Below are 25,606 nucleotides of genomic sequence, written 5' to 3'. Positions count from 1 at the left end.
CCTGTTTTTATTCATAACGGAATTTATTGGCTTTTTAGAGGAAACATTATCGGCCACAGTTAGTTGCAACCGATAATAAACATTCCTCAATTAATACTGTGACTGCTACTTAAAAAGCATCGTCTTGCAGGTCTAAATCAATCCTTAGATATTTGCTTCATATTGAATCGTCTGGCCGTCTAATAATCGTGGGCTTTCTATGCTCAGCTTAAACGGGGCAGTCAGGCCTTCTAGCTGCAAATTTAAACTGGCACCGGGTTGTAGCATTTTGAGGCTTTGTTCTGCACAGTTTTGGTTAACACAAACAAAGGCATCGTAATAAAAAGGTGCTGTGCCCTGATTGGTAACTGTGATATCACAGCGTGAGTCATCGCACTCAAACTGCGTAATTGCAAATCGATAACCAAGTGACATTGATGCTTGTTTGAGCCTGGCAACGTCCTGATATTCTGGCTGGTCGTTGGCAATCACATAAGTTAGGTGATATTGCTCTGCAAACCACTCAAAAGTTTTACCCCACGGGCCGTCGGGTAATGCTAATGCACTTTCCTGATCCCAGTCGCTGTAGTAGTTAAGTTCACCGCCCATTATGCTGTTTTGATAACGGTTTTCGCCCAAGGCCAGCCAGCTTGCGCGGTTATATTCTTGATCGTTCTCTGAGTGGGTTTGGTGCATCAGTGAGTCATCGAATAAACCAAAATTTAATGCTGTGTCTGCCGCAAAAGGTTGTAGCGGAGAATAATCAGTATTGGCCGAGTCTATCGAAATTGCCCATTGTAGCCGGGTAAACAAGCTGTTTGCGGTGTTGATAAAGGTTTGCTGAAAATCCTTTGACGGAAAGGTGTCGCCCAACGTCAATGGCCCTTCATACAGGTGATATTCGGCATAGGAGCCAAAACCCAGTTGAACCAGCATTAGTCGTTTATCGTTATTGTAACGTTGCGCAAATGCCTGCAAAAACGCCAGGGTGAAATCTTGCAGCGCGGGTGATGACCAGTCGGGTATAAACGTCGGCTGTCCTTCAACCTGTTCCTCGCGCATATGGTAACCGGCCTGATTGGTAATAAACGCAGGTACAGAAGGCGTGGTTACGCCGGGGTAGGTATAGTGAAAGCGCAAAATAACATGATGGCCGCGTGAAGCGGCCGTGGTTAATATGTTATCCACCTTTTGCCAGTCAAAATCACCATTGCTGGCGACCACCTCAGCATAGGTTAAATATGAAAACTCAATGCGCGCTGCACTGCCTTTTTCAGTTTCAAGCTCAGGGTTATCTGTCCAGTACACTAAACCTGTCATTGGTTGTACGCTGTTAATGCTGGACTGGAGCGACACGGGCTCGGATGTTGAGCTTTGGCAACTACACAGCGCCAGTGTTGTTAACAGTAATCCAGTAATGCCCAGTGCCCGTTGTTTTATCATTTGATACATCATTTAGAGTGCTCCATTTATCCAGCTATTACGTAACTCAAAGTTGGCCGAAAGACGATTAAAACTGGCTTTAGCTCCCGCTTGAATTACGCCGCAAGTTTTATCCATACCACAGGCTTTTGCCGGATACAGGCTTGCCATGCGTACGGCTTCCTGCCAACTGATATCAGCAAATTGCATGCTGTTTTTGATGGCTGAGAACATATCCAGATCAGAGCCTGCCAGTGAGCCTGCTGCGTTTACACATCGTCCGTTTTTGGCATAGATGATTTCATTGTTCAGTTCGAAACTGTTATCGGTTGCACCCACGGTAGACATGGCATCGGTTACCAGAATAGCGCCTCCGGTTTGTTTTGCCTGTACTGCCAGTTTTAACGATGCAGGGTGTACGTGGTGTCCATCGGCAATAATGCCAAACCAGCTGCTTTTATCTAAAAGAGCAGCGCCGACCATGCCGGGTGCACGACCCTCAAACGGGCTCATGGCATTAAATAAATGAGTAAAGCCCTGTGCTCCAGCCATTATCGCTTCTACCATTTGCTCGTAGGTTGCGTTTGAATGCCCTGCACACACAATGACGCCGCGTTCGGTTAGTTTGGTGATGGTTTGGGCATCGGTTAATTCCGGTGCCAGCGTAACAATTGTTTTACCGTGTTTGAGTGAGCACAGCAGCTCGATAGCTTCATCGTCTATCTGGCTAAATTTACTGGCATCGTGCGCGCCTTTTTTAAGTGGATTAAGAAACGGGCCTTCAAGGTGAATACCTAAAACGCCGCTATCGCCTGCGGCAATGGCTTCGTCCACCGCACTGATAGCCAAACGCATTTTATCCTTATTGTCGGTAATTAATGTGGGGAACAATCCCGTGGTGCCAAACTGGTTGTGAGCCTTTACCATGGTTTGGATAGTGGCGCGGGTAGGGGATGAATTAAACATAACACCGCCGCCGCCATTTACCTGTAAATCGATAAAACCAGGAACCAGATAGTCCCCGGCAAAATCGGTGATTTTGGGAATGTCCACGGGCAAATCGGCGTCGGGAATAACCTGAATAATGCCGGAGTGATCAAAAACAACACTGGTGCATTCAAGCAATTTTTCACCAGTGAAAACAGTGGCATTAGTAATGGCCTGCATAATGAAAATACCTTTAATGATTAAACTGCGAGTAGTGCTGCCCCGCGCACACCGCTGGAATCGCCGTGTGTGGCTTTAACAATGCGCGGCAATACTACAATTGGGAAAGTAAAGCGCTGAACGGCTTGCGGTAAGCTGTCAATAATCTCAGCAACATTAGATAAACCACCGCCCAGCACGATAACGTCGGGGTCGTAACTATGTACTATGGTCGCCATGGCAAAACCGAGTAAATCCATAAATATGGCGAAGGTTTTGATTGCATCTGTATTGTTTTCACGAATTTTATCGACAATCTCGCGGGTAGATAGCGATTCACCACTAACATGCTGATGCAAAAAGATTAGGCCTTTTCCTGAAATATACTGCTCAAGACAGCCACTCAACCCGCATCCGCAAGGCAATACAGGAAGTTGATATTGCATGGCTAACTGTGCAGGAATGGGAATGTGACCATACTCACCAACTATATGGTTTTGGCCGCTGTTAAGTTTGCCGTCGACACAAAAACCACCGGCGGCACCTGTGCCTAATATGGCACCATACACCCGCGTGTAGCCTTGTCCTGCGCCAAAGCGGGCTTCTGATAACGCAAAACACCTGCAGTCATTTTCTATATATACGTTGCGCGTTAATAGGTGCGACAGATCCTGTTCAACCTGTTGCTGGTTGGCGCAAGGCACATTAACTGACAGCGTGCGTCCCTCGACATCACGCAATCCCGGTAGTCCAATACCGACAGAACAAGGCGAACCGGCAATGGTGTCCGCCTTAGCAATTTGTTGCCTAATACAACTTAAAAACGATGGATAATCGCGGGTGGGCGTATCTACCCGCCAGGTTTCAACGGGCGATAAATCATCATTAAATACTGCTGTTTCAATTTTCGTCCCACCTATATCGATACCACACAACATTATTTGTTTTATCTCTGTATCACAGTTAATTACTGTAGTTTTGCGTTTGCCCAGGCCACTACCACTGGATGATGAGCAGGACCCATTTGGCGGGCAATCAGCTCGACCACTTTGACTCCTGTGACATCAGCACTGAGGGTGACGGGTGTCTGATTGAATGATGTGGGCACAGATGTCTCCAGCAATTTACCATCGCCGTAAATTTCAAATTGCACGGGGGCCGATTTACCCGGGCTGCTGTCGTCAATTCCTACCTGCGCCGAGAATGTATTAAATTCAGCGTTTGCTTTTACTTCTAAACGTGAATTAGCCAACGCGCCGATACCCGAGCGGTAAATAGTATTTTGCATGCGGATATTTTCGTTATAAGGCGTTGAATCTGCTCTGGCTCCGCCCCATCCGGCATATTGTGGTCGCTGGCCGCCGGAACGGGTTCCCATGCCCCACGGATCTACCATTTTATGAATGTTGGGATCCATCATGGGCGCCGTCACACCATCTTCTGCTACGTTAACCCGGCCGGGCATTTCCGACAGATAGATACCGTTTGTTAACTCACTGTTTCCTTTGGCTTTTAAAATAACGGTTTGACGAGGTTGTGTTTCTATTGTGGTTTCACCCTTAAAGCTGCCAAGATCGCGTTTTTCCCATAAGTCACGTAACGAGATAGTCTGATCGGCCGCCATTTTCAGGTGCGCGGCAGTCAGCTGAACCTTGATTGGCGCTAAACCACGGTTAAATATGGCCACCGCTTTTTCACCGGTTTTAGCCAGTGTTTTTACAATAATCTGGACGTCGTCACTGTTGTAGGCCAGAACCCCCTGATTGCCAGCCGGATCCTGGTTTACCGCAACAATTTCATCTGCACCCCAAATATCCATCAGTGCGTCAGGTGCATGGCGTAAATCGTAGCCGATCAATAACGGCGCAGACAGGATCGCCCAAAGCGCAAACTGGCTTTTTGCCTCTGTTAAATGATGTTCATCGAAATCACCTTTGCCTATGTACAGCATATCGGGATCGTTCCAGGTACCGGGACCCGCATAAAGGCTGCGTGTGATCACACTGTCGACACTGTGTAGCATTCGCGACCAAACCGGGACAATATCGCCACTGGTGCGCCACATATTGCCCACATCTTTTCCCCACTGGCGCACATTGGCTGAGCCCCAGTTGCAGATGGAATACACAAAATCGCCATCTGGATTGTATTTAATCAGCGCTTGTTGCAGGGTTTCATACAGGTTTTGCACGGTGGCAGAATCTGTCAGATTGATATTGTCCTGATAGATAAGCGGTTGCATCGGGCGGTAATTCAGCGCTTTTACATGCTCGCGCTCTGGTGCGTAAGCATCGATGCCGCAGGCGTCTACTTTAATGTAGTCAAAGCCCCAGTCGGCAAAATACAGTTTCATATCCTGATCCACAAAGCCGTAAGTACCGACTTCACGTTCTGCCTGAGTGCCTTCTGGCAGATTTGGACTGGTCAGGTTATAGGCCTGTGAACAGGCATTTCTTCCAATGTCGGTATAAATTCCGGCTTTTAAACCCATGGCATGAATATGATCGACAAAGGGTTTAAATGAGGTTTGGTCGGCCGGGGCACCTTGTATTACGGCACTTGGGAAAATGGCAGTGCGTACCACCAGCGTATTGTCCGACTGGCGACGTTTTAACCACCAGCCATCATCGATATTGATATAACGATAGCCAAGGTCGGCAAGGCCGCTGTCTAGCAGTTTTTGAGCTGCGCCCAGTACTTTTTCTTCGTTAACGTCTGTGTGGAAGGCATTCCAGCTATTCCAGCCCATGGGTGGAGTGGCAGCCTGACCATTAGTGAACGCGGTCCATTGTCCACTGGGTTGTAATGATGCTGCACTTTGGGTTTTGGTACCGGAAACGGATGCACAGGATGCGAGTAACGCTGAGCTTAAAAAAAGAAATGATGATGTTTTGCAGATGCCTTTCATTGTTGCCTCTATGAGCCTTGTTTTTGTTATAAAAAATAATGGATACCACTTCTTACCGGGATAAAAAGTGGCATCCATTGGTTCTAAGTGGGAGACAAACTTAGAACTTATAGCGCACGCCCATGTTTATTTTTCTTCCCCATTCGGCGTAGGAGCCTGGAATATCCTTCTGACCCAGATAGCTGTGCCAGTTGTCATCGAGGATATTATCCAGTTGTACAAACACCTGCAGTTTTTCAGTGTATGCATAGGTTGCAGATGCAGACATCCAGGTCATGGCATCGGCAGTTGATTTATATTTGCGTTCGTCGAGGCTGACCACGTTTAGCGGACTCCAGTGACTGGTGATGTAACTTTCGGTATGTGTCGCCGACAAACTCAGGCTTAATTTGTCAACGTTATACATCAGGTTCATCGAGTAGGATGTGTCGGGCACACCCGCCAGTACACCTTCGTTAAATCCGTTTACGATAGATTCAGTGTCGATGTAGGTATAGTTGGCAGTGATACCAAAACCATTTTCGAAAAACTGCTGATATGAAAACTCGTAACCCAGCACTTTAGCGGTGTCCAGATTTCGTGGTTCAAACACATTGAACGGCACTTCGATGTAGCCTGTTTCAATCCAGGGTTGAGGATTTTCCACTAAATAAGTAGGGCGGTTAGCCTGATCTTCCTCATTGGGATACACATTTTGCCAATCCTGAACAAACCCTTTGATATCTTTATAGAATACGGCCGCAGTTAATGCTGAACCTTCCTGGAAGTACCACTCCAGTGAAATATCGGCCTGATCCGCGGTAACCGGCGAAAGGGTCGGGTTACCTACACGGTTAAGGGTAAATTCGCCCCAGGCTGCTGAACCATCATCAACCTGAGTCGATAATTGATCCAGTGACGCACGGGACATAACCTGTGCATAGGACAGTCTGATTAGCAATTCATCAGTAATATCAAAACCAATATTAATTGAGGGTAAAAGCTCAGAGTAAGATTTGGTTACCGATAGCGGCTCTGGATCTTTGTGTTCAACTATCCATACCCACGGCGATGCTTCACTGACTTTATCAATCTCCCACAACCAACCATTCGACGCGGTATCTGTGCTGACATAACGCAAGCCAGCGTTAGCAAACCAACGTTCGCCGGATAAATTGGCCTGCAGGTAAACCGATATGGTTTCTTCTTCTACTTCAAACGATTCATTTGGATTAAATACCGGTTCATCATTGTATGAATAACCTTCAGGATACATTTCACCCGTGAAGCGATTGATGACGTTAGGATTATTGTCTGCTGCATGCATAGCTTCCTGATAGGCATCGATATCAAATCCGACAAACTGACGTGGGAAGTTGCCGCCAATGCCATCCAGAAAGTTATCAATCGGAAAACTTTCTACCACATTCACACCGGTATCGGCGAAGGTAAACGGGCCGTTACTGTATAAATTACGTGCTTGCTGGTTATCGTATTTTTCTCTGCCTTTGGTACGTTTGTTGTAAACAATGCCCATATCCAGACTATCAATTACCGGAAGATCAAAGAACAGTTCACCGGCCAGCGAGCCACCAATAACAGTGTCTTCAATATCAACCCCGTTTGTTTGCGAGAAGTGCGGGCCAAACTGATCATTGCTGATTAAATCACTCACTGAGTTAATGTGGGCATTCTGGCTAAAATCGAATTCGACATTGGGTAAGCCATTTTCGGTCAGGCTAAAAGTGGCTGTATTTGGTACACCGCCCACCCCGTGGGCAACCACAAATTTATCTTTACCGCCTGCGTCACGTGTTGACTGAGATGCGTAAAGATCACCGGTGACAACAAAAGTGTCAGACACTGAAAATTTGGCGTTAATGCCGAGCTGTGCAGTATCAACCACGCGGTGTTCAGTAATGGTAACCAGCTCAGGAATAAGGTTGTCCATTTTGACACTGGTCACTATGGTGCCCTGAGGGTTTAGCGCAGTTGGGGTGCCGGTATAGGTTGCGTCGTGCCAGCTTTGTGCACGGCCCACTAAGTAATAAGATTCTGTGTAGCCTTGTGACGGTGCTTCAAGGCGGGTCCACAAACCATCAACTACCACTTCTAAATCATTGTTGGGGCGATATTGAAATGCGCCGGATAACGCAAAGCGTTTTCTGTCTTCCAGCTGAGCTGTGTAGGCCACAACATTAGGAATTTTCAGTTCGTTTGAAGCATCCTGCCAGTTAACACCGCCACCTGCATCGTTGTCGTGATCCCAGCTCCAGTTTTCACCATAGTTAAGGTCAGATAATGAATCGGTACGGGTAGGGGTATTGCTCATTAACGCTGAAAAAATGACACCCATAGTGTCATTTGCAAAGGTGTTGCTGCCTACCGCAGAAAATTTATAACCGTAATCGTCAACTTTCTCGCCATACTGGCCTTCAAGCGCAATAGAACCTTGTTTGCCTTTGTTATCTAACGGGCGCGCAGTTTTTAAATTAATGGCACCACCAATACTGCCTTCTAAGGTTGAGGCGGTGACGGATTTATGTACCCACGCCTCTGAGATCATTTCTGATGGCAGCACATCAAACGCAAATTCACGTCCGGATTGGTCGGTCGCCATGATCCGGTTATTTAAGGTTACAATGCTAAATTCTGGTCCCAGTCCACGGATGTTAACACCTTGTCCTTCACCACCACTTGTTCTGTCTATGGTGACACCAGTAATGTGTGATAGTGAATCTGCAACGTTTGCATCCGGAAAATGCCCTAATTCCTGTGCAGTAATGCCGTCTACAACTGAATCGGTGCTTTTCTTAATATCCATCGCTTTAATTAAACTGCTTTGGCGAGAGGACACCGTGATTTTTTCGAACTGACTGTCTTCTTCTTTTTCGGTTTTATCGTCGTCAGCGGCATTCACTCCATAGCTACAAAACGCGAGTGATAATGCAATTGCCAGCTTCCTTTTTTTTATAGTTGGGACCATTGTGATTTCCTTAAATTTACAGTTGTTATTTAGTTATTAGATACTGCTCAAAAAGGAAGCATAACGAAACTGTAAAGTCATTAAAAGAAATAAATTACGTTTTAATGAACTTTTCTTATTAGTTTTATTAGTTTTATATTTTATTTTGTAATTTAAGTGAAGCGTTTTAGCTTGTTTATGTTTCGTTTTGGGGTGGGTATATCGCTATTTATGGCTTTGAATAGGTGGTTATTAGTATTTTATGATTTGGCTTAGTATAACTAGATGGCCTTGTTTATCAGGGTTTTGGTGACTGGTTTGAAAGTTATACCAGTAAATTGGTGTAAGGTTAACAGTTACTTGCATTAGAAAGTTTCATTATGTTTCATTTTGTGGCACTGATACATATAGGAACAACAGAACAGACTTTTATTGATTGGACGTTTAGGGCGACTAATTTGGTTATTAGTGAGTTAACGCAGTAGAAATGTGTTTGTATCGGTAAGCGAGGGATGAAGTTCCGTTTTATTGGAGTGCTATCGGCAGCAACCTAGAGCTGCCGATATTCGATTCAACCTAAAACTTACGCGTCTGGCTGATAAGGCAGAGAAGATTGATGCAGAATGATGCGGATTTTGCCGTCTTCGCATTGTTTGAATACAAAGCTTTTGTTCACAAAAATATGGCTGTCATCTTCACCGATAAAGTGAACGTTACATTGCACTATGGCTAAGTCGCCATGCAGGATGAAGTCTTCTTTGCTGTACCACACTTTTACCCACGGCTTGAGTTTAAAGCCATTGTCATTAGGGTAATCACTGTTACCACCAACAAAATAAGATAACGCGCCTTCTTTAGTTGGGCGGAAGGTTTGCTGGCCGAAAGTTAGTGTGGGTTTAAATAATACGTGTCCGTTGTCGTAATCGTAATTTTCCGACAGTACCTGAAGCGAGAATGCTTTGGCATCGCCACCTTCTGAATGAATTTTGCCAACTTTAACCACGTTGTCGCACCAGGTTTGTAGCGCGGTATGTACCATTTCTTCAGTAAACATTGGTATCACAAATCTCCTGCATTGATGTTGTTGAGGAAGGTTTAAATATCGATAAAATTGCTGAATTTGGTGCCTTATAATTTTATGGATATTTACCCTTTATTCTCCAGTCGATAATAATGATTTGAGTGTCTTTATTAACTGTACAGTGACTTTTTGAGCGGCTGAACAGATGTTATTCGGTTCCCAGAGCACAACGTTGCCTTACCTTATATTTTTATTCCAATATGACAACTCCGATTTGTAAAAATGCATGAATAATTGCAATGAAACGCCTTATTAGATCCGGTGGGCGAAATTGAGGCTTTCCCATTGGGGCAAAATCTAAGAGAATAGCGCCTGAATTTTGAATAGCACGCCAGCATCGCTGGCATTTTTTTGCAGGATTAAATCATGCCAAAGGCAAGTGAAATCAAAAAGAACAACACCATCGTGTTTGATGGTAAAACCTGTATCGTTCGCGATATCGACCGCTCAGTACCACAAGGCCGTGCTGGCGGCAGCATCTACCGTATGCGTATGTACGATGTAGTAACTGGCGCTAAGTTTGACGAAACCTTTAAAGATTCAGACATGCTGGAAATGGCTGATCTGATCCGTCGTCCAGCAATGTTCTCTTATATGGATGGTGACGAATTCGTATTCTTAGATAAAGAAGACTACACCCCATATCACTTAAACAAAGACAGCATTGCCGATGAAGCCTTGTTTATCACAGAAAGCACCGATGGTATTCAGGTCGTTATCGTAAGTGAAGTGCCCGTTGCGATTGACTTGCCAATGAGCGTAGAACTGGAAGTGGTAGAAACTGACCCTTCAATTAAAGGTGCATCTGCTACCTCTCGTACTAAGCCTGCAACCTTATCAACAGGTTTGGTTGTGCAAGTACCAGAATACATCAGCACAGGTGAGTGGATTAAAATCAACACCGAAGAACGTAAATTCCAAAGCCGTGGTGATAAACACTAATTAGCGGTTTTGTGTTCTGTATGAAAGCGAGCGACAGGGGAACTTGATGCTCGCTTTTTTGTATATGCTAAATAATCAAAACGAGATACCGAGCCACAGATGACAGAGCCGTTTAACTACACCACCACTTACGTGCTGGATAAAAGCCATTACAGTGAAACCTTTGACCAATCTGTGGTGATTGAGCCGGGCTTTAAACCCTATCGAAAATCCCTGGCTTTGGTGTTGGTTGGTTTCATTTTGTTGTATGTGCCAGATATTGATGCTTATCTAGCCTGGTTTGTGGTTGGCCTGGGGGTGATTGAAGCCTTAAGTGAACGCTTTAAAAAATCCTGGTGGTTGGCACGGCAGATGATAAGTAAAGCCGCTGGGCATAAAGTCACACTGGTGATAAACGAACAAGGGATTGAAGTTTCGTCTTTGCATGTAAATGCCAATATGAGCTGGGACAGTATTAGTAAAATTGAAGCTACGGATAAAGGCTGGCTGCTGTATGTGGGCAAAAGCCGCAGTTATCTTTCCAACCGCTGTTTAGATAATGACGCGCAGGAATATCTTAGCCAGCAAGCTCAGTCGTTATTCGCTGAACGAAAACATACAGCTATTAGTTAATTCGGCCGTCTTTGACTGTAATGGTTCGGGAGGCGTAGTTAAGTTCCAGTGGATTATGCGTCACCATGACTATGGTTTGGCCTGCATTATTTAACATCTTGAAAATATTCATAATATTTTCACTATTGTGAGAATCGAGATTACCGGTTGGCTCATCTGCAAAAATAATTTTTGGCTCAGTGATAAGGGCTCGTGCAATGGCGACGCGCTGCTGTTGACCGCCTGATAGCTGGTTAGGATAGTGAGCGTATTTGTCATCAAGACCAACCTTGGTTAAATAGTCGCGTGCTTTTTGTTGGCACTGCGGCTTTTTCAATTGGCTGTAGTAGGTTAATGGCAGTGCGACGTTCTCCCACACGCTAAGTTGTGGGATAAGGTTATAACTTTGAAAAACATAACCAAAATATTGATTACGAATGGCCGCTGCCAATTCGTCTGAAAAATCCACTGTAGTATGGCCGGCCAAACGGTATTGGCCACTCGAGGGCATGTCGAGCAAACCCAAAATCGATAACAAGGTGGATTTCCCCCCGCCTGATGGACCACTAATCGCAACAAACTCGCCTTCATTAATAATTAAATCAATATCAAATAGAACCTGTTGGGACATACCACCCAAATCAAAATGTTTATTCAGCTTTTCTAACGCAACTAACATTAAATGTTCCTTACAACACAACCTTTGGTGGTGTGTCGCCCCAAAGTTTTGATTGCTCGAAGCTAACTATAAGTTCACCTGGTTGTGCCCCTGAAACGATCATGACTTTTTGTTGAGAAATTTCACCTAGTTTGATGTTACGCTTGACTAACGAGTTGTCAGCTTGATTGTAAAACCAACTGGATTGTTCTGTGTTGGCATTGTTGGCAATGCGCTTATCGCTAAAAGTGGTGTTGTCGAGCACTTGGGTGGTGATTTCGACTTTGGCTGACAAGTCTTGTTTTAATTGGTATTGGCTGGTGTTGTTCAGAGAGAATTGAATATATACATCAACAAAGCCATTAGTGACATTAGGACTAACTCTTTCAACTTGACCCTGAAGCCATTTGCTGTTTACCCGTATGTTCGCTTGATTTTGAGGCTGAATGCGTTGTGCATCTCGCTCAGGTATTTGAGCGACAAAATACAGATCTTCATTTTTAGATAGTTCTATCACGGGAGCACCTAACGTTAGTCTTTCGCCTAACTTGGCATTAATTTTTTGAATCTGGCCATCTTCTTTGGCCACAATATTAAGCTCATTGATGTCGTCATTAAGTGCATCGATTTCTTTATCGATTTCGGCTACTTTAAGCTGCCATAATGTTTCCTCTTTGTTATGCAAGCTATTCATTGTGCTAAGTGTATTGGCCGCAAGCGTGTGTTGACGCTGCATATTTCGAAGTTTTACTTCGGTCGCCATTAACTCCAGTTTTGAAATAATACCCTTGTTAGCCAATTCTTGCTGGGCACGAAACTGCGCTTGCAAAACATCATATTCACCTTTTAAGCGCGCAACTTCGGTTTGCTGCTGCACAGTTTCCAGTGCTAAGCGGGCATTTTTCAGTTCTAGTTCTAATTGGCTATTGTGACGCTGGTTCTGTAGCTGTGACTTTTTTAAATCAAAGTTGTCGTTGCTTAGCGTCAGCAACGGAGTACCACGTGTTACATATTGCCCCTCGTCCACTAGTATGGTTTGCACTACACCTTCCTGCGTTGTAGGAATAACACTGGGATATCGGTTTTTAAATTGGCCATTGGCGACAATGATCTCTGTGAAATCCCCCAATTCAACATGACTTAGCTGTAATTCGTTTTTACTGATTTTTTTTTGGGCGAGCATTAAGCCCATGGCAATGAATATTGTCAATATAACTAATGCACTGGTAAACAATATCACCATGCGATTTTTTCTTTTATTGGCTACTTGTTTTTGAATATCTTCAAATTTCATTGAGCTCCCTTGTATCTCAATAACTGTGATGGCGTGTGTTGGAAAAGTTGGTGCAATTTTTTTATCACATACAAACTTGCGATGATTAAAACAAGGGCACTTGCTACGGCCAGGGTTAATATGTCCGCAAAAAGAGAAGCACTATTCATGCGGTTGATAAAATACATATAGCCACACGCCAAGGTTAAACCTATTAAAATTGCTAATAGCCATTCACTAACTAATTCCATTAAAACACATCGGGTTAGTCTATTTTTATTGGCACCCATGGCTCTCATGGTACCCCATTCGGTGTTTCTCATTGCCAGTACTTTATTTATGTGTTGAGTAAATGCTAAATAAAGTATCGCAAGCGACACTCCCATTAATGTAAAGCATATAAACATAGTGACAGTTTCTTTAACCAATTTGGCTTTTATAAACTCGATTATGTGACTACTAAAGCTTACTTTCAGTGGTAGATTGTATTCAATAAATAGCTGCTCTAATGTTTTGGTTATATTGCTTACTTTAATATTGCCGGGTAATACTAGAGCATATAAGTTGTGGGCATTGTTTTGTGGTTGGTAAATAACGTATTGTGGGGTTTGACTGTACAGGTCATAACTAATATCAGCGATAACCGCATTAATTTTGTATTGATTATTATCTGTATCCATTACGTATTTACCAATTATCGTATTTTTGTCAAAGCCACACAGCTCCAATATACTTTGTGAAATCGCTATATCATTTTTACTCCAATTCTGTGTGGATATTGTTGAGTTGGTTAAAGTTTTAAATGGCTCCCCATAAAAGTTATTGATCCAGCTATCAAATTGTTTGTTACATGCTTCGTCATTAAAGCGCAAATTTTTATAAGACAACCGTCTATCGCCGGGTAATGTTTCTAAGAATGCTGCGCCTGTTACATTTGTTAAAATAGCTTGCGCTTGGCTGACCCAATGGCTGGATATGGGCTGATTTTCGGTTTTTTTCACTTCAACTACTTGAGTTGTTGGTGAGAGATTTTTGATGCCCCTGTCTTTAAGTAATTGCCATTGCGTATAGGTATGTAATCCTAAAAACACGCTGGTAATGGCGAGCAAAAATAGAACCACGTTTAGACTTCTGACTTGATAAATTATCTTACGTGAGAGAGGAGCCCTTTCATTACCGGTACCAGATACTAATATCTTGATGTTTATCAATGCTGGTAGTAGTAATGCAATAACTGTCAACAACAGTAAATAAAAAGCCATTAAAAATGAGGCATTGGGAAAGGGGATATTTAGCATTGCTATTAATGCCTCGCTGGCAACTAGCTTGAAGGTCAATAGAATAATGCCTCCACAGATTCCTGATAAGAGCATTACAGGTTGAATAAAAATGATGTTGTTGATGAATATTGAGAGCTTACTGGCACCTAATGCATATCTTATGTGGTTCTCGTGCGAACGCATCAAATTCAAACGAGATATGAGGCTGATTAGATTGACAAAGGCAACCAGCAGCAATTGCACTGCAGCAATAAAAAACAAGCTGCGAATCATAGCTTGATTTTGTTTGGCTTGAATATCAAAAAATGGTCCCTCAATAATATCCAAAACCCTATTATCACTACCTTGCAAGCTGAATATCTTTTTTATTTCGCTGTACAAAGGTTGTTGGTTTTCAAATTCTCGCTTTAATTGCTGCGATACATCGTGATAATTGGTATTTGGTATAAGTTTAACCATGGTGCGGATAATAGGGATAAATTCAGCTGCTTTCACCGAGCTTATACTTCCTCCTAAACTACTGCTTACAAACTCTAATGTGTCTTTAAAGCTCGAGGCATAGGCAAGCTCACTGATATCTAATATAAGGTCTGCACCTTCATCATGGGGAAAGGCTATTTGTTTTTGGGTAAATTGGGCAGATACTGAATAACGTTTCCCCATTATTGATATGGAATCTGCGTTTGCCAAAGTCGAAGAAATCGCGGCGCCGATTAATACGCAGTCTGGATCGCAACGATAGGGTTGTGCACCATTAGTAAAGCGAGGGGACAATGCAGTCAAATAAGCGCTATTCGTAAATCCCACATTAAGTATGTGCTCTTCACCACTAATTACTACCGGTACGCTATCTACATACCATACAAAACGTTGCTGCACTGCGGGAATAGAGTCTAATAATTGGCTAATATTTTGGCTGGTGCGACTTAATACCCCGCTTTTGGATAACATTCCAAAGCCATTAAGCTGGTTAAATTGGTTATTCAATCCCCCCCCTTTGGCTATGGTAGACAATAAAACAATAATTGCTAACAGTAGGCCAAATGCACAGCTAAGAACAACGAGTTCTTTTGCAGAATACTTCCAATACTTCCACAATCCATAAAACATATTCAGTTATTGAACAATTACCAGTTTGATTAAATTGTAGTCTGCAGAGCTAAACGGATTGGAGTGGGAAAATGTATTTTGTGCAGTATCGCAGGATTGGCAGTTACCTACACTTTTATCAAAAATAACAAAAACTACATTATTTTTATTTTTGTTCCATAGTTTATTACTGGTTAAATATTTTTTTAAAAAAATAAAGCCACTCTGTGTCGTATTTGGAATGGCGCTCTCTAAATTAATATTCTTTGGGATTTTGTCAAAGCCATTGCCAGAATGAAAATATTGAGGTTGTCCTTTTTTATCCCATACATATAAAGCGGGAACTTTATTTGGTATGCCCGAGTGTAAAAAATCCATAACTTGCAAGGGCTTAATATTGGTAAATATACTCTCGTTAGCATAAGAGTTGAATGAAAGGAGAAGGAAAAGTATAGATAGATATTTTTTCATATAACATCCTTTTTATAAAAAAAGGGGTATCTCACCCCTTTATACTTAAAATTACTAGCTGCACTTTACTTTAATGGTTGCGCTACAATTCCCGTTGGAGTCACAAGTGACTTCAGCAGATGTTTCACATGAGAAAGCATAAACTGAATTGCTTATAGTAAATAAAGAGATGAATGCAATGCTAGCTATTTTTTTTTCTTAAAGACATAAATATTCCTTTTTTGATGTAATTATATTCCTTGTCGACTAAGCATGTTGTCGACTATTTATTCTTCTCATTATAATGATAGGAAGTCAATGGTTATTTCAATTTAAATTTTTTATTATTTTTTATTTTTATTTTTTGAATGACATATTCTTTCTGATGTTAATTCTTAATTGTTTAATTAATTTGCACAAGGGTTTTGATTAAATTTTCTACGGTTTGTGTATATTATTTTCAACTTTAATTAATTTTATATGAGTAGATAAATAAACTTCACCACAGTTAATCAATAGTCACTGTGGTGCTTTTAGTTATTTTATTATCAGACGGGCTGTGCCGGTGTGCGCACAATTAACAAGTTTGTTAACGCCTGAATAATAAAGGCGGTGCTTTGTTGCACTGAGCCAGCGTAAAAACAATCCCACGCATGGCCTTTAAAATGATTGTAGTTATCGGCGCGTTCCGGGTAGGAATCCAGATAGGCCAGATTAACTGCATGGCCAATGGCCACATCCACCACTATCGCTTCATCCACTTTTAAACTCGGGTTTTGTTCAAAAAAGCTCGCCATCGCGGTGAGAGCTTCAATGGTTAGCTGACGATATTCAGCCGACTGAATATTGTTAAGCATATGTTCGGTTAACAGCGCAAAAGCCGCTTCACCGGGAGTCATATCACTTAGCACCACGTCACTGTTGATGCGGTTACGTTTATCCATTTTATTACCGATAATAAGTCCGGTAGTGTGATGCAGTATCAACCAGATATTCTGATTAAATTCGGCTGAACGACGGTCAATGATCCCCTGATGTTGTCGCCATGCCAGCCAGCCTCCTGCCGGTTCGCTGATTTTCTCTAATCCGAGATTTTGCTGCCAATGTAATGTGTCGGAGCTGCCTTTGGCGTGCAGTACTTCCATTTTTTGAGGTAAGTCATTCAGCGATTGGTAATTTTCCAATACCGCCTCTAAACGCCGCTGAATGTCTGATGGTGCCACATTCATAAGTTGTTCGTAGGCTTCATCTGGTGCGATGTTTTCTGCGCGCGCAATCTGGCTGGTGAGCAGCAAAATTAAATGGCTGACCCGAATGGTTAGCAGTTCACTGAATAGTTCAGGACGCGCACGGATAAGCAGACTTAAGCTCAGTAATACTTCCTGGGTTAATATCTGGTCGCGCACATCTTCACGGCAATAGGTGTGAATTTTTTCCAACAGTTCATCATCGTTTAAAGGCCGGGAAATTAACGAGTCATCGCTGTAGGCGCGACCTACCTGAATGTTCTTTTGTGCAACCAGTAAAGCACTCACTGCCAGACCTAAATCGCCATCCGATTTACCCAACAAACCTGATGCGCTGCGTAATACTGACCAAACGCGAAAACGACCCGCCTGACAATACACTTCTTCGATTAAATCACGCAGCGAGTATTCACCGTGATGGATATAAATGTGAGCATCCAGTGTTTTGATTTTTACCAGAGCACTTAACAAAGCGATTTGTTCGTAGACATTGGTTGCACAAGCCAACTTGTCTATAAGTTGCTGTTCATCGGTACATAAATCAATTTCAAGATCGTCAGCCTGTGATAGCGGTGTGTGATCTGCGCTGGTATCCAAACGGCACGATGTGGCGAGGATTTGATCCAGTGGCGCATCTGGCACAGTGTAACCATGTAAATGGTCGATGCGTTCAATCGCTGCGGTAGACATTAACTGCGCCATTTTGCCATGGGTGACGGCAATGCCATCTACATCACCTGCTTCAATTTGCTTCATCAAGGCGAAAAACGAACTGCGATCGGTATCAAGCAATTGTCGGGTAAGCAGCACGGTCACCGTTGGGCGGCCTAGTTCAGTCCAGTTGCGTTGCAGGTAACGTAATTCACTTTTAAAGCGACTGACTAAAAAATCGATATCGTAGCTTAAGAAAAACTCTTGCTGCATAAAGGAAGGTGTAATACACACCACACGCTCATGATTGAGTTTATACACCCGGCTGGTGGCAAGGCTTTTGGGTATGCGATAACTGCGACCGGTCAAGCCTAAACTGTCACAACGACCTACCTGTGCGTGAACTGTAGCAATGTCCTCTGGTCGGCAGACTTTTACCGGGGCAATGTTTTTTAAGGTTTCGGTGCGCACACCAAAGGTGGCCAGTTCATCTTGCAGTGCTTCATCTTCAGCCAGAAAAATTAACTGAACCACGGGTTGAGTCACTGGTTTATTATGATGGCGACCCAATGGATCTAAATCACCAGGACGCAACAGACCATCTTCGAGCATCGAGCCGAGTAAAAACAAACTTTGCGCCCACACCAGCGGTACGTTTTCATTCGGTACGCGTGGTTGGGAGCCCGGGTTTTCGCGTTCCTGTTCAATCAGTTCAAGCGGCACATAATAGAGTTCAGGTAGCAGTTTATGGCCGTTGTGCTCAACCAGTACGTTGTCTAAACATTCGCGATAATGCTCAATTTGATGGCTATCGTTACGGTAAATGGCATCAAGGTACAGATAAGTAAAAAACAGCGGCCATTCAGATTCGATGTGCTCAAATTGCTTTAATTCCTGCTCTTCATAATGCAGGCGTTCATCGTCTTCTAACGCTGTTTGGTGACCATCACGTAAAAAACGTTTTAATCCATAAGGACCTTCGAGTTTTTTAACTATCTCTTTGCGCACTTTACTGGCCAGTTTTGAATCCGGCACGGTAAACGCAGGAAAGCCAATGACGCTGAGTAACGCTGCATCGATTTCCTTGGTGTTTGATTCGCGTGGCAGCATGGACGTGAGGGTAATATTGGCTTGCGCGATATTATCCGGCACCACATGAATAACCGAATTTTGCGACCCCCTGGCACCAAATAGATTAAAACCAGATAAGGCTTCCAGTGCCGCTTTTGCCATACCTAACGAACTGGCATTGAGCTCAACCTTACCACTGTTGCGCTTATCACCACGCTCCCAAATGCCGTAGTCCGGGGTGCGATAGGCGCGTTCGATGTAGTACACCAGATTCTGGATAAAACAGACTTCTTCTTCGGTCCAGATAATGTTCAAACCCGAGGCAATCATTTGCGTCATCATCAGCAAATAAACCGATGTCGCATCAATTTGCAGATGCCCCCATTCATGGTCGGCCACCACGTTTTCACCGCTTGCGGTATCATATTTTGCATGCAAGGCATCGAGTGGGTTACGGCTTTTTTTGAACAGTTCAACTTTGGCCGACTGGTTCATCATCGAGCGCAATAAACCACGCATTAATTTAACTGTTCGCTGCTGCAATTCGATGGCGCGACCATCATTGTTATCCAGCTGGCGATAAGCCAGTGCTAATCCCCAAACCGCTAAAATGCTGTAAACGTTATCTCTTACCCAGGCATCCTGATAATTGCCATGCACCGTGATAGCTGTACTGGCCGGTAACAAGCCGGAAATAGGGTGCTGTTTATCGATGATTACCGCTTTAATTTGTTGATAATAACGGTCGAGGCTAATTCTCAAATCAAGGTCACGCATATTTCATCCTGATTTTACATGAAGGTATGGAGGCAACTGGATATTACTATTCCGATATCGCTTTTATTTGCAGGTTATCGGTTACTTGAAAATGACAAGAGTCTGGTCGATGTATGCACTACAAGTCATTCATAATGTTATACATTCTGAGTGTAAATTAGCTAAATGCCAAGCGATTGAATGAAATGGTAAAACAAAGTAATGGGGAAGAGATGGGAAAACCTGATGCGGTGCCAAAAACAAAAATGGCGCCAGTCTGGCGCCAGTTAATTTAAATTATCTGTTACATGCCGTAAACAGCGTCAGCCAATTGGCCTACTTCGATATCGCTAACGATTTTGTTGGCTTTAAGGAAAGCTTCGAAGGCTTCGCGATTTTCTTCGGTGGCGTTGCCGTAACGGTCAGCAGAGGTAATAACACCGCCTAACCATTCGTTTGTTTCTTCACTATCCAGTGTAATGTACAGATGCTGATCTTCTAAAAACTGGGCGAAGTCGTTAAAAAAGGCATCGTAATCATCTTCTGATGCCGTGCCTAATTTGCAGCTAAATTCAAAACCTAAAATAGCGAATTCATCAAGATAAAGCTTTTTACGAATACGACGGTTGCGGGTCGTTTTTTCTGACATGGAAATACCTATTCAATTATAAAAAAGGGGAGTTGCCTTAAATGGCAATTCGCCGAGAAATTCGCGCGCATACTAACAGCTTTTCACTGAAACTTGTGAAGTAAAACGTACTGTCACGAAACAATAATTTATAATGTTCAGCCGGGTGTTCTTAATGCCACTCGTTTTGTTGTTTCCAAACCGATAAAAGAATACGTTATGAACCGAAAAAAAAAGATAAACCAGATTTTGCAGAAAAGACTTAAAAAAGCCAAAGGCCCATCTAAAAAGAAAACGCCTTATATCTGCAAAGCCGAACGTGAAAGATTAGCCGCTCTGGCTGCAGAACAAAGTGACGAAAATAGTTAATCGTTAAGTCGGCAGGTAGCGGCACAAAAACATCTCAACGGTTTCTTCAATCACTTGTTGTTCTTGCTGTTTGTCTAACACTTCAAAGCCATACAAATGCGGATAGAAAATAAAAGATTTGAGTTGGTAAACAAACTGTTTAGCCGCCAGCTCAATATCACTGATCGCAAGCTTACCTGCCGCAACCGCTTCGGTTAAAAATGTCTCAAGATAGGCCATGCAGCCAACTTTATTATCGCTCAACTGTTTGGCTAAATCAGGCTGTTGCAACATATGTAAAAAGGCCACACGTGCAATGCGTAAAAATTTATCTGAGGTAAGTAATGCGGCTTCCTGACGGGCGATGCTCACTAATTGGCCGCGAATATCCAGTGAAGGATCAAACGCAATGGTTTCTGCGTCATCCAGCTGATCGCGTAAACGAAGTAAAATAGCGTGGAACAGCTGCTCTTTGGTTGCGAAGTGATTGTAGACCGTACGTTTAGACACGTTAGCTTGTTTGGCCACCAGATCCATACTGGTTTGTTCAACACCATGTTGATAAAACAGCAGTTCAGCCGCCGTTAAAATATCCAGTCGTTTTTGCTCTGATAACTTCATCTTCACCTCATAGATCACAACTCAAGTGTACCTTGTTACATAAAAATGTGCACTAGGCAGTTTACTTTTTTACGTCGCCGTGTAAACTAAACCGTGTAGTTTACTTTTTGGTGTGAAAATGAAAATACTAACCGCAATTTTTGTCACTGTGTTGGTATTGGCTGTAGGAGGGTTTATTGTGAATCAATCGTTATCTGCAACTGAAATGGCACAGGGTCAGCAATCCAGTCATTATCACAATGGTCGTTTTGAAAACGACCAACCCATTCAGGCCAATACATTTAAGACTTTTTTAAAGGTGATGGCGCGTTATTTTACTGCAGACAAAACTGACCACGAGCCAGATGTGGTATTGCCAATAAATACGCTAACCCGCGAGCAGCTTGAAGCCTTATCTGACGATAGTTTTCATTTGGTGAAGTTAGGGCACTCCTCGGTTTTACTTAAGGTTTATGGTGAGTATTGGTTGCTTGATCCGGTATTTTCCAAACGCGCATCGCCGTTTTCATTTATGGGGCCAAAACGCTTTCACCCAACACCGATTTCTATTGATGAATTACCGCCAATCGACAAAGTGCTGATCTCACATAATCATTATGATCATCTGGACAAACAATCGATAAAACAATTGGTTGGCAAGACCCGACAGTTTCTCGTACCCATGGGGGTGGAAGGTGATTTACGTAAATGGGGTGTCGCTGAAGATGACATTATTAGTTTTGATTGGTGGCAGGATATAACCACCAAAAATGCATTAATTGCCTTTACGCCGAGCCGTCATTTTTCTGGCCGTTCGTTTAGCGACGGTAACAAAACCTTATGGGGGTCATGGGTGATTAAAACTGGCCATGAGAGTGTCTACTTTAGTGGCGATTCTGGTTACTTTGAGGGGTTTAAAAAAATCGGGCAAAAGTATGGACCCTTTGATCTTACCCTGATTGAAACCGGCGCTTATGACAATATGTGGCCAGACGTACATATGTTGCCAGAACAAAGTGTGCAGGCGCATATTGATTTACAGGGTAAAACCATGATCCCGGTGCATAATGGCACCTTTAATCTCGCATTGCATACCTGGTATGAACCGCTTGAACGTGTCACTCAGCTTGCAGCGCAACATGATATTGCCATCAGCACACCTGTGGTGGGCGATATTATGCAAATTGAGAATTTAGTGAAAACAGAACACTGGTGGCAAGCATACATGCCTGACTAACAGAGAGTGAAACTGCTCAATTATTTTTCACTTTTTGTTAATTAATGGTTGACCTGATTTTTAACCCCGTGTTATTTGTAAATAATACTGAATTAAATAGTTAAATTGAAACCGACACTTACATGAACCTTTTTGCTTCCTTAGTACGTATTATTGTCCTACTAGTCGTGGTGATTATTCTATCTCCGCGGGGGAAGCTATTGGCCTAAATTAAGCCCAGTTTCAGCAAAAACCCCCGCACGAAAGTCCGGGGGTTTTTTCGTTTCTGGCCCTGAAAAAGTGAGAAAACCATGACAGGCGCACAAGCAATTTTGGATTATCTGAGTCAACAAGGAATCGACACCCTGTTTGGCTATCCCGGTGGGGCAATTATGCCGCTGTATGACGCGATGCTCGATTCGCCAGTCAAACATTATCTTTGCCGTCATGAGCAAGGTGCTGCGTTTGCAGCCATAGGTTATGCACGTTCCACCAATAACGTCGGTGTTTGTGTGGCAACATCCGGGCCGGGGGCGACTAATTTGCTCACTAGTTTAGCCGATGCCATGCTTGATTCTGTGCCGCTTGTGGTGATAACCGGGCAGGTGGCACGTCCTTCAATGGGATCGGATGCGTTTCAGGAAGTGGACGTGTTAGGGCTGTCATTAAGCATTTGCAAACACAGTATGCAGGTTATGCAGCCTGAAGATTTATTACCCAGTTTGAATGAGGCGTTTCAGCTTGCCCGTTCCGGACGTCCTGGCCCTGTTTTAATCGATGTGCCCAAAGATATTTTGTTGGGAGATGTGCCAGAACTTATGGCGCTGCCACAAGTTGATTTCCAATACCCAAAGTGCAGCGATGAGCAAATTGAACAGGCGAATCAGTTGCTTGATGAGTGCACTTCGCCGGTGGTTTATGTCGGTGGTGGGGTAGGCATGGCTAATGCCACACAAAATTTGCGCTATTTTATAGAGCGCAATAATTTCCCGGTTGTCTCTACTTTAAAAGGATTGGGTAGTGCTGATTTTCGCCATGCTGGTTATTTAGGTCTGTTGGGCATGCATGGTTTACCGGCGGCCAATTTAGCGGTTCAACAATGTGATTTACTGATTGTTATCGGCGCCAGATTAGATGACAGAGTGACGGGCAAATTGGATGAGTTTGCGCCTAATGCCAAACTGTTACATATCGATATCGACCCGGCTGAAATTAATAAGCGACGACAGGCCGATTTAAGTCTTTTGGGGGATTTAAACCAAATCCTGCCGCAACTTACCGCTTTGCAAAATAAACCACAATGGCTGCATACCATCGCCAGTCTAAAGCAGCAAAAAAGCTGGCAATACGCTGACTTAACCAAACAACAATCTATTGATGCCCCAGCGATGTTGCGCTCGTTAAGCAATGCACTTCAAGCTGACGCGATTGTTAGCTGCGACGTGGGACAACATCAAATGTGGGTTGCACAACATATGCAGTTTAATCGTGCCACCCAGCATTTAAGCAGTGGTGGACTGGGTACCATGGGCTTTGGTTTACCTGCGGCCATTGGCGCACAAGTGGCTAATCCACAGCAGCAAGTTGTGGCAGTGTGTGGTGACGGATCATTTATGATGAATGTTCAGGAGCTGGCAACGCTTAGGCGGTATCCATTACCAGTAAAAATTATCGTACTGGATAATCAGCGTCTCGGCATGGTGAAACAGTGGCAGGAGTTGTTTCATGAACAGCGCTATAGCGAAACAGACTTGTCCGACAACCCTGAATTTTCGAAGCTGGCAGCTGCATTTGATATTGCCAGCGACGTCATAACACAAGGAGAGCAAGTCGCGCCTGCAATTAAACGCATGTTAGAACACAAGGGTGCATATTTATTACATGTGCGCTTAAACACCACCGATAACGTGTGGCCAATTGTGCCGCCAAATACTGCTAATCATCAAATGTGGGAGAAACCGCAATGCACCAGTTAACTTTGTTATTAAATAACGCGCCAGCAGCGCTGGAACGCGTATTACAGGTAACCCGCTACCGGGGTTTTGTGCTGGAAAGTTGCGATGTGCGTACAGAGCAAAATAACCTGACAGTGAAGATGCAGGTATCGGGGAGCCGACCTGTTTCTTTATTAACCAGCCAGTTAAATAAGTTGCACGATTTAGAGGAATTGTGCCTGACAAGCCTTTGTTCTTCTGTTGGGGATTCAGACGAGCAACCTGTGGTCAGGCTTGCCGCAGGTTGTTAGGTTATTTTGCTTAAAAAAAAGCGGGCGGACGCCCGCTTTGGCTTGAGAATGGGTTATTCGCCTTTCGCTGGCTGGCCATATTGTGGTGAGCGAGGGCCGTATAATAAACCGTTATAGTTATCGGCTGATAATAAACGGTCGGTGGTTTTACCCGTAATATCAAAACCTGTGTCTGCAATGGATTCGAAAATCTGGTTTACTGCAGCGTCTACCAAAGCACCGAACAGACCATGGTTATTTTCATCATCACGATCTTCATCGGAAGAGGCGGTTGCTGAGTTTTGCCACAACACCACACCATTGCGTAAATCCACTAAGGTGGCTTTTAATGTTACACGGGTTTCACTGGCAATCAGCACGTAACTGGTGCCATATTCACTAACAGTGAGATAGAGCGCCGCATCGGCACCAAATATTTCGTGTAATTTATTGACAGGAACCGCATGTACATCGTTAGCAACAGTTAACCCATTGTTTTTAAAGGTTTGATCAACAACTGCAACCGGGAAAACATAATAACCGGACTCCGCAATCGGTTTGATCACTTGTGCCATAACGCTATAAGGCGCAATCACTTCAGTGGTATTGTTTAGTGGTGGCAATACCAGAATGGAGTGCGGATCAGCAGCTCGAAATGCCGTATAGTCATAACCATTATGTGTGCTGGTGCAGCCAAACAAAGTGGCAAAACTAAACACTAAAACAAACTTAATTAGTTTCATTTTGACCTCCTTTTTTGGCTGCGTTTAACAAAAAGTCGATGTACTGAGCAGATTCTGGGAAACGTTGTTTTTCTTCCATAAAATGTTGCTCACCCAAGGTTTGATTGCCGTTTTCAAAATACAGCATACCCAGTTGTGCATGCACACCAGGTGGCACGGCTTTTCCTTTGGATGCGGCTTTCTGTATCACTTGGTTTAACGCTGCTATTTGTTCCTGTTGACTCAATTCATCGGATTTAAAATAGCTGTATACCGCTTGATTATATTCACCGTAATAATAAAGCGGCTCTGTGGTTTTACAGGCGCACAGGCCAATTAAAAGACTCAGGCTTATAAGAGTACGTCTCACTTTTGATCCT

General features: G+C 43.4%; 20 protein-coding genes and 1 pseudogene. 6 read left to right on the top strand and 15 right to left on the bottom strand.

Features of this window, described 5'->3' with window-relative positions; genetic code table 11:
• Nucleotides 1-144 precede the first annotated feature (144 nt).
• The 6 genes from H8B19_RS10845 to H8B19_RS10820 all read right to left on the bottom strand — a co-directional run bounded on the left by H8B19_RS10845 (nt 145) and on the right by H8B19_RS10820 (nt 9,453).
• On the bottom strand, nt 145-1,434 hold the full coding sequence (locus H8B19_RS10845) for a DUF4832 domain-containing protein (RefSeq protein WP_186506900.1): 1,290 nt from the start codon (nt 1,432-1,434) through the stop codon (nt 145-147).
• Nucleotides 1,435-2,568 (bottom strand): N-acetylglucosamine-6-phosphate deacetylase, encoded by a 1,134-nt coding sequence (gene nagA / locus H8B19_RS10840; protein ID WP_194362702.1) that lies wholly within the window; start codon nt 2,566-2,568, stop codon nt 1,435-1,437.
• Between the two features lie 20 nt (nt 2,569-2,588).
• The gene (locus tag H8B19_RS10835; protein ID WP_186506899.1) at nt 2,589-3,485 is read right to left on the bottom strand and encodes an ROK family protein; all 897 of its coding nucleotides are present in this window, start codon (nt 3,483-3,485) and stop codon (nt 2,589-2,591) included.
• Nucleotides 3,486-3,514: 29 nt separating this feature from the next.
• Nucleotides 3,515-5,455: an NPCBM/NEW2 domain-containing protein gene (locus H8B19_RS10830; RefSeq protein WP_186506898.1), complete on the bottom strand. Its 1,941-nt coding sequence runs from the start codon at nt 5,453-5,455 to the stop codon at nt 3,515-3,517.
• Between the two features lie 100 nt (nt 5,456-5,555).
• The gene (locus H8B19_RS10825) at nt 5,556-8,420 is read right to left on the bottom strand and encodes a TonB-dependent receptor (protein WP_186506897.1); all 2,865 of its coding nucleotides are present in this window, start codon (nt 8,418-8,420) and stop codon (nt 5,556-5,558) included.
• 562 nt (nt 8,421-8,982) lie between these two features.
• A complete protein-coding gene (locus tag H8B19_RS10820) occupies nt 8,983-9,453 on the bottom strand; it encodes a hypothetical protein (RefSeq protein WP_186506996.1) in 471 nt (156 codons plus the stop codon).
• A gap of 393 nt (nt 9,454-9,846) precedes the next feature.
• Between H8B19_RS10820 and efpL the strand changes: the two genes are divergently transcribed.
• Together efpL and H8B19_RS10810 are read left to right on the top strand one after the other, a co-directional pair.
• On the top strand, nt 9,847-10,422 hold the full coding sequence (efpL, locus tag H8B19_RS10815; protein WP_186506896.1) for an elongation factor P-like protein EfpL: 576 nt from the start codon (nt 9,847-9,849) through the stop codon (nt 10,420-10,422).
• 99 nt (nt 10,423-10,521) lie between these two features.
• Nucleotides 10,522-11,034 (top strand): YcxB family protein, encoded by a 513-nt coding sequence (locus H8B19_RS10810; protein WP_186506895.1) that lies wholly within the window; start codon nt 10,522-10,524, stop codon nt 11,032-11,034.
• Here the strand turns inward: H8B19_RS10810 and H8B19_RS10805 are convergent.
• The 6 genes from H8B19_RS10805 to H8B19_RS10780 form a co-directional block, all read right to left on the bottom strand.
• Nucleotides 11,027-11,692: an ABC transporter ATP-binding protein gene (locus tag H8B19_RS10805; RefSeq protein ID WP_241737567.1), complete on the bottom strand. Its 666-nt coding sequence runs from the start codon at nt 11,690-11,692 to the stop codon at nt 11,027-11,029. The genes H8B19_RS10810 and H8B19_RS10805 overlap by 8 nt on opposite strands.
• Before the next feature lie 10 nt (nt 11,693-11,702).
• The gene (locus tag H8B19_RS10800) at nt 11,703-12,965 is read right to left on the bottom strand and encodes an HlyD family secretion protein (RefSeq protein ID WP_186506894.1); all 1,263 of its coding nucleotides are present in this window, start codon (nt 12,963-12,965) and stop codon (nt 11,703-11,705) included.
• A complete protein-coding gene (locus H8B19_RS10795) occupies nt 12,962-15,211 on the bottom strand; it encodes an FtsX-like permease family protein (protein WP_186506893.1) in 2,250 nt (749 codons plus the stop codon). Before H8B19_RS10795 ends, H8B19_RS10800 begins: the two co-directional genes overlap by 4 nt.
• A gap of 129 nt (nt 15,212-15,340) precedes the next feature.
• Nucleotides 15,341-15,784, bottom strand: coding sequence for a hypothetical protein (locus H8B19_RS10790; RefSeq protein WP_186506892.1), 444 nt, complete (start codon nt 15,782-15,784; stop codon nt 15,341-15,343).
• Nucleotides 15,785-16,311: 527 nt separating this feature from the next.
• On the bottom strand, nt 16,312-19,509 hold the full coding sequence (locus H8B19_RS10785; protein ID WP_186506891.1) for a glycoside hydrolase family 15 protein: 3,198 nt from the start codon (nt 19,507-19,509) through the stop codon (nt 16,312-16,314).
• 283 nt (nt 19,510-19,792) lie between these two features.
• Complete coding sequence (locus tag H8B19_RS10780) at nt 19,793-20,137, bottom strand: YggL 50S ribosome-binding family protein (protein ID WP_186506890.1); 345 nt, start codon at nt 20,135-20,137, stop codon at nt 19,793-19,795.
• A gap of 198 nt (nt 20,138-20,335) precedes the next feature.
• Between H8B19_RS10780 and H8B19_RS10775 the strand changes: the two genes are divergently transcribed.
• Nucleotides 20,336-20,485: a DUF2986 domain-containing protein gene (locus H8B19_RS10775; RefSeq protein WP_186506889.1), complete on the top strand. Its 150-nt coding sequence runs from the start codon at nt 20,336-20,338 to the stop codon at nt 20,483-20,485.
• A gap of 3 nt (nt 20,486-20,488) precedes the next feature.
• On the opposite strand, the gene H8B19_RS10770 is transcribed toward H8B19_RS10775, so the two are convergent.
• Nucleotides 20,489-21,085 (bottom strand): TetR/AcrR family transcriptional regulator, encoded by a 597-nt coding sequence (locus H8B19_RS10770; protein WP_186506888.1) that lies wholly within the window; start codon nt 21,083-21,085, stop codon nt 20,489-20,491.
• 118 nt (nt 21,086-21,203) lie between these two features.
• Here H8B19_RS10770 and H8B19_RS10765 point away from each other — a divergent pair.
• The 3 genes and pseudogenes from H8B19_RS10765 to ilvM form a co-directional block, all read left to right on the top strand.
• A pseudogene (locus H8B19_RS10765) lies at nt 21,204-22,118 on the top strand (MBL fold metallo-hydrolase); the annotation flags it as partial.
• Nucleotides 22,119-22,591: 473 nt separating this feature from the next.
• Nucleotides 22,592-24,256 (top strand): acetolactate synthase 2 catalytic subunit, encoded by a 1,665-nt coding sequence (gene ilvG / locus H8B19_RS10760; RefSeq protein WP_186506886.1) that lies wholly within the window; start codon nt 22,592-22,594, stop codon nt 24,254-24,256.
• On the top strand, nt 24,244-24,525 hold the full coding sequence (gene ilvM / locus H8B19_RS10755) for an acetolactate synthase 2 small subunit (protein WP_186506885.1): 282 nt from the start codon (nt 24,244-24,246) through the stop codon (nt 24,523-24,525). Before ilvG ends, ilvM begins: the two co-directional genes overlap by 13 nt.
• Before the next feature lie 53 nt (nt 24,526-24,578).
• Here ilvM and H8B19_RS10750 read toward each other — a convergent pair whose 3' ends face one another.
• Nucleotides 24,579-25,247 (bottom strand): DUF799 domain-containing protein, encoded by a 669-nt coding sequence (locus H8B19_RS10750; RefSeq protein WP_186506884.1) that lies wholly within the window; start codon nt 25,245-25,247, stop codon nt 24,579-24,581.
• Nucleotides 25,234-25,596 carry a DUF4810 domain-containing protein gene (locus H8B19_RS10745; protein ID WP_186506883.1) on the bottom strand — a complete coding sequence of 121 codons (363 nt, stop codon included), beginning with the start codon at nt 25,594-25,596 and terminating at the stop codon, nt 25,234-25,236. The genes H8B19_RS10750 and H8B19_RS10745 overlap by 14 nt, the downstream gene beginning before the upstream one ends.
• Between the last annotated feature and the right edge of the window lie 10 nt (nt 25,597-25,606).

The organism is Neptunicella marina (assembly GCF_014270035.1).
Classification (GTDB): Bacteria; Pseudomonadota; Gammaproteobacteria; order Enterobacterales; family Alteromonadaceae; genus Neptunicella; species Neptunicella marina.
This window is presented reverse-complemented; position numbering and strand designations above follow the sequence as displayed.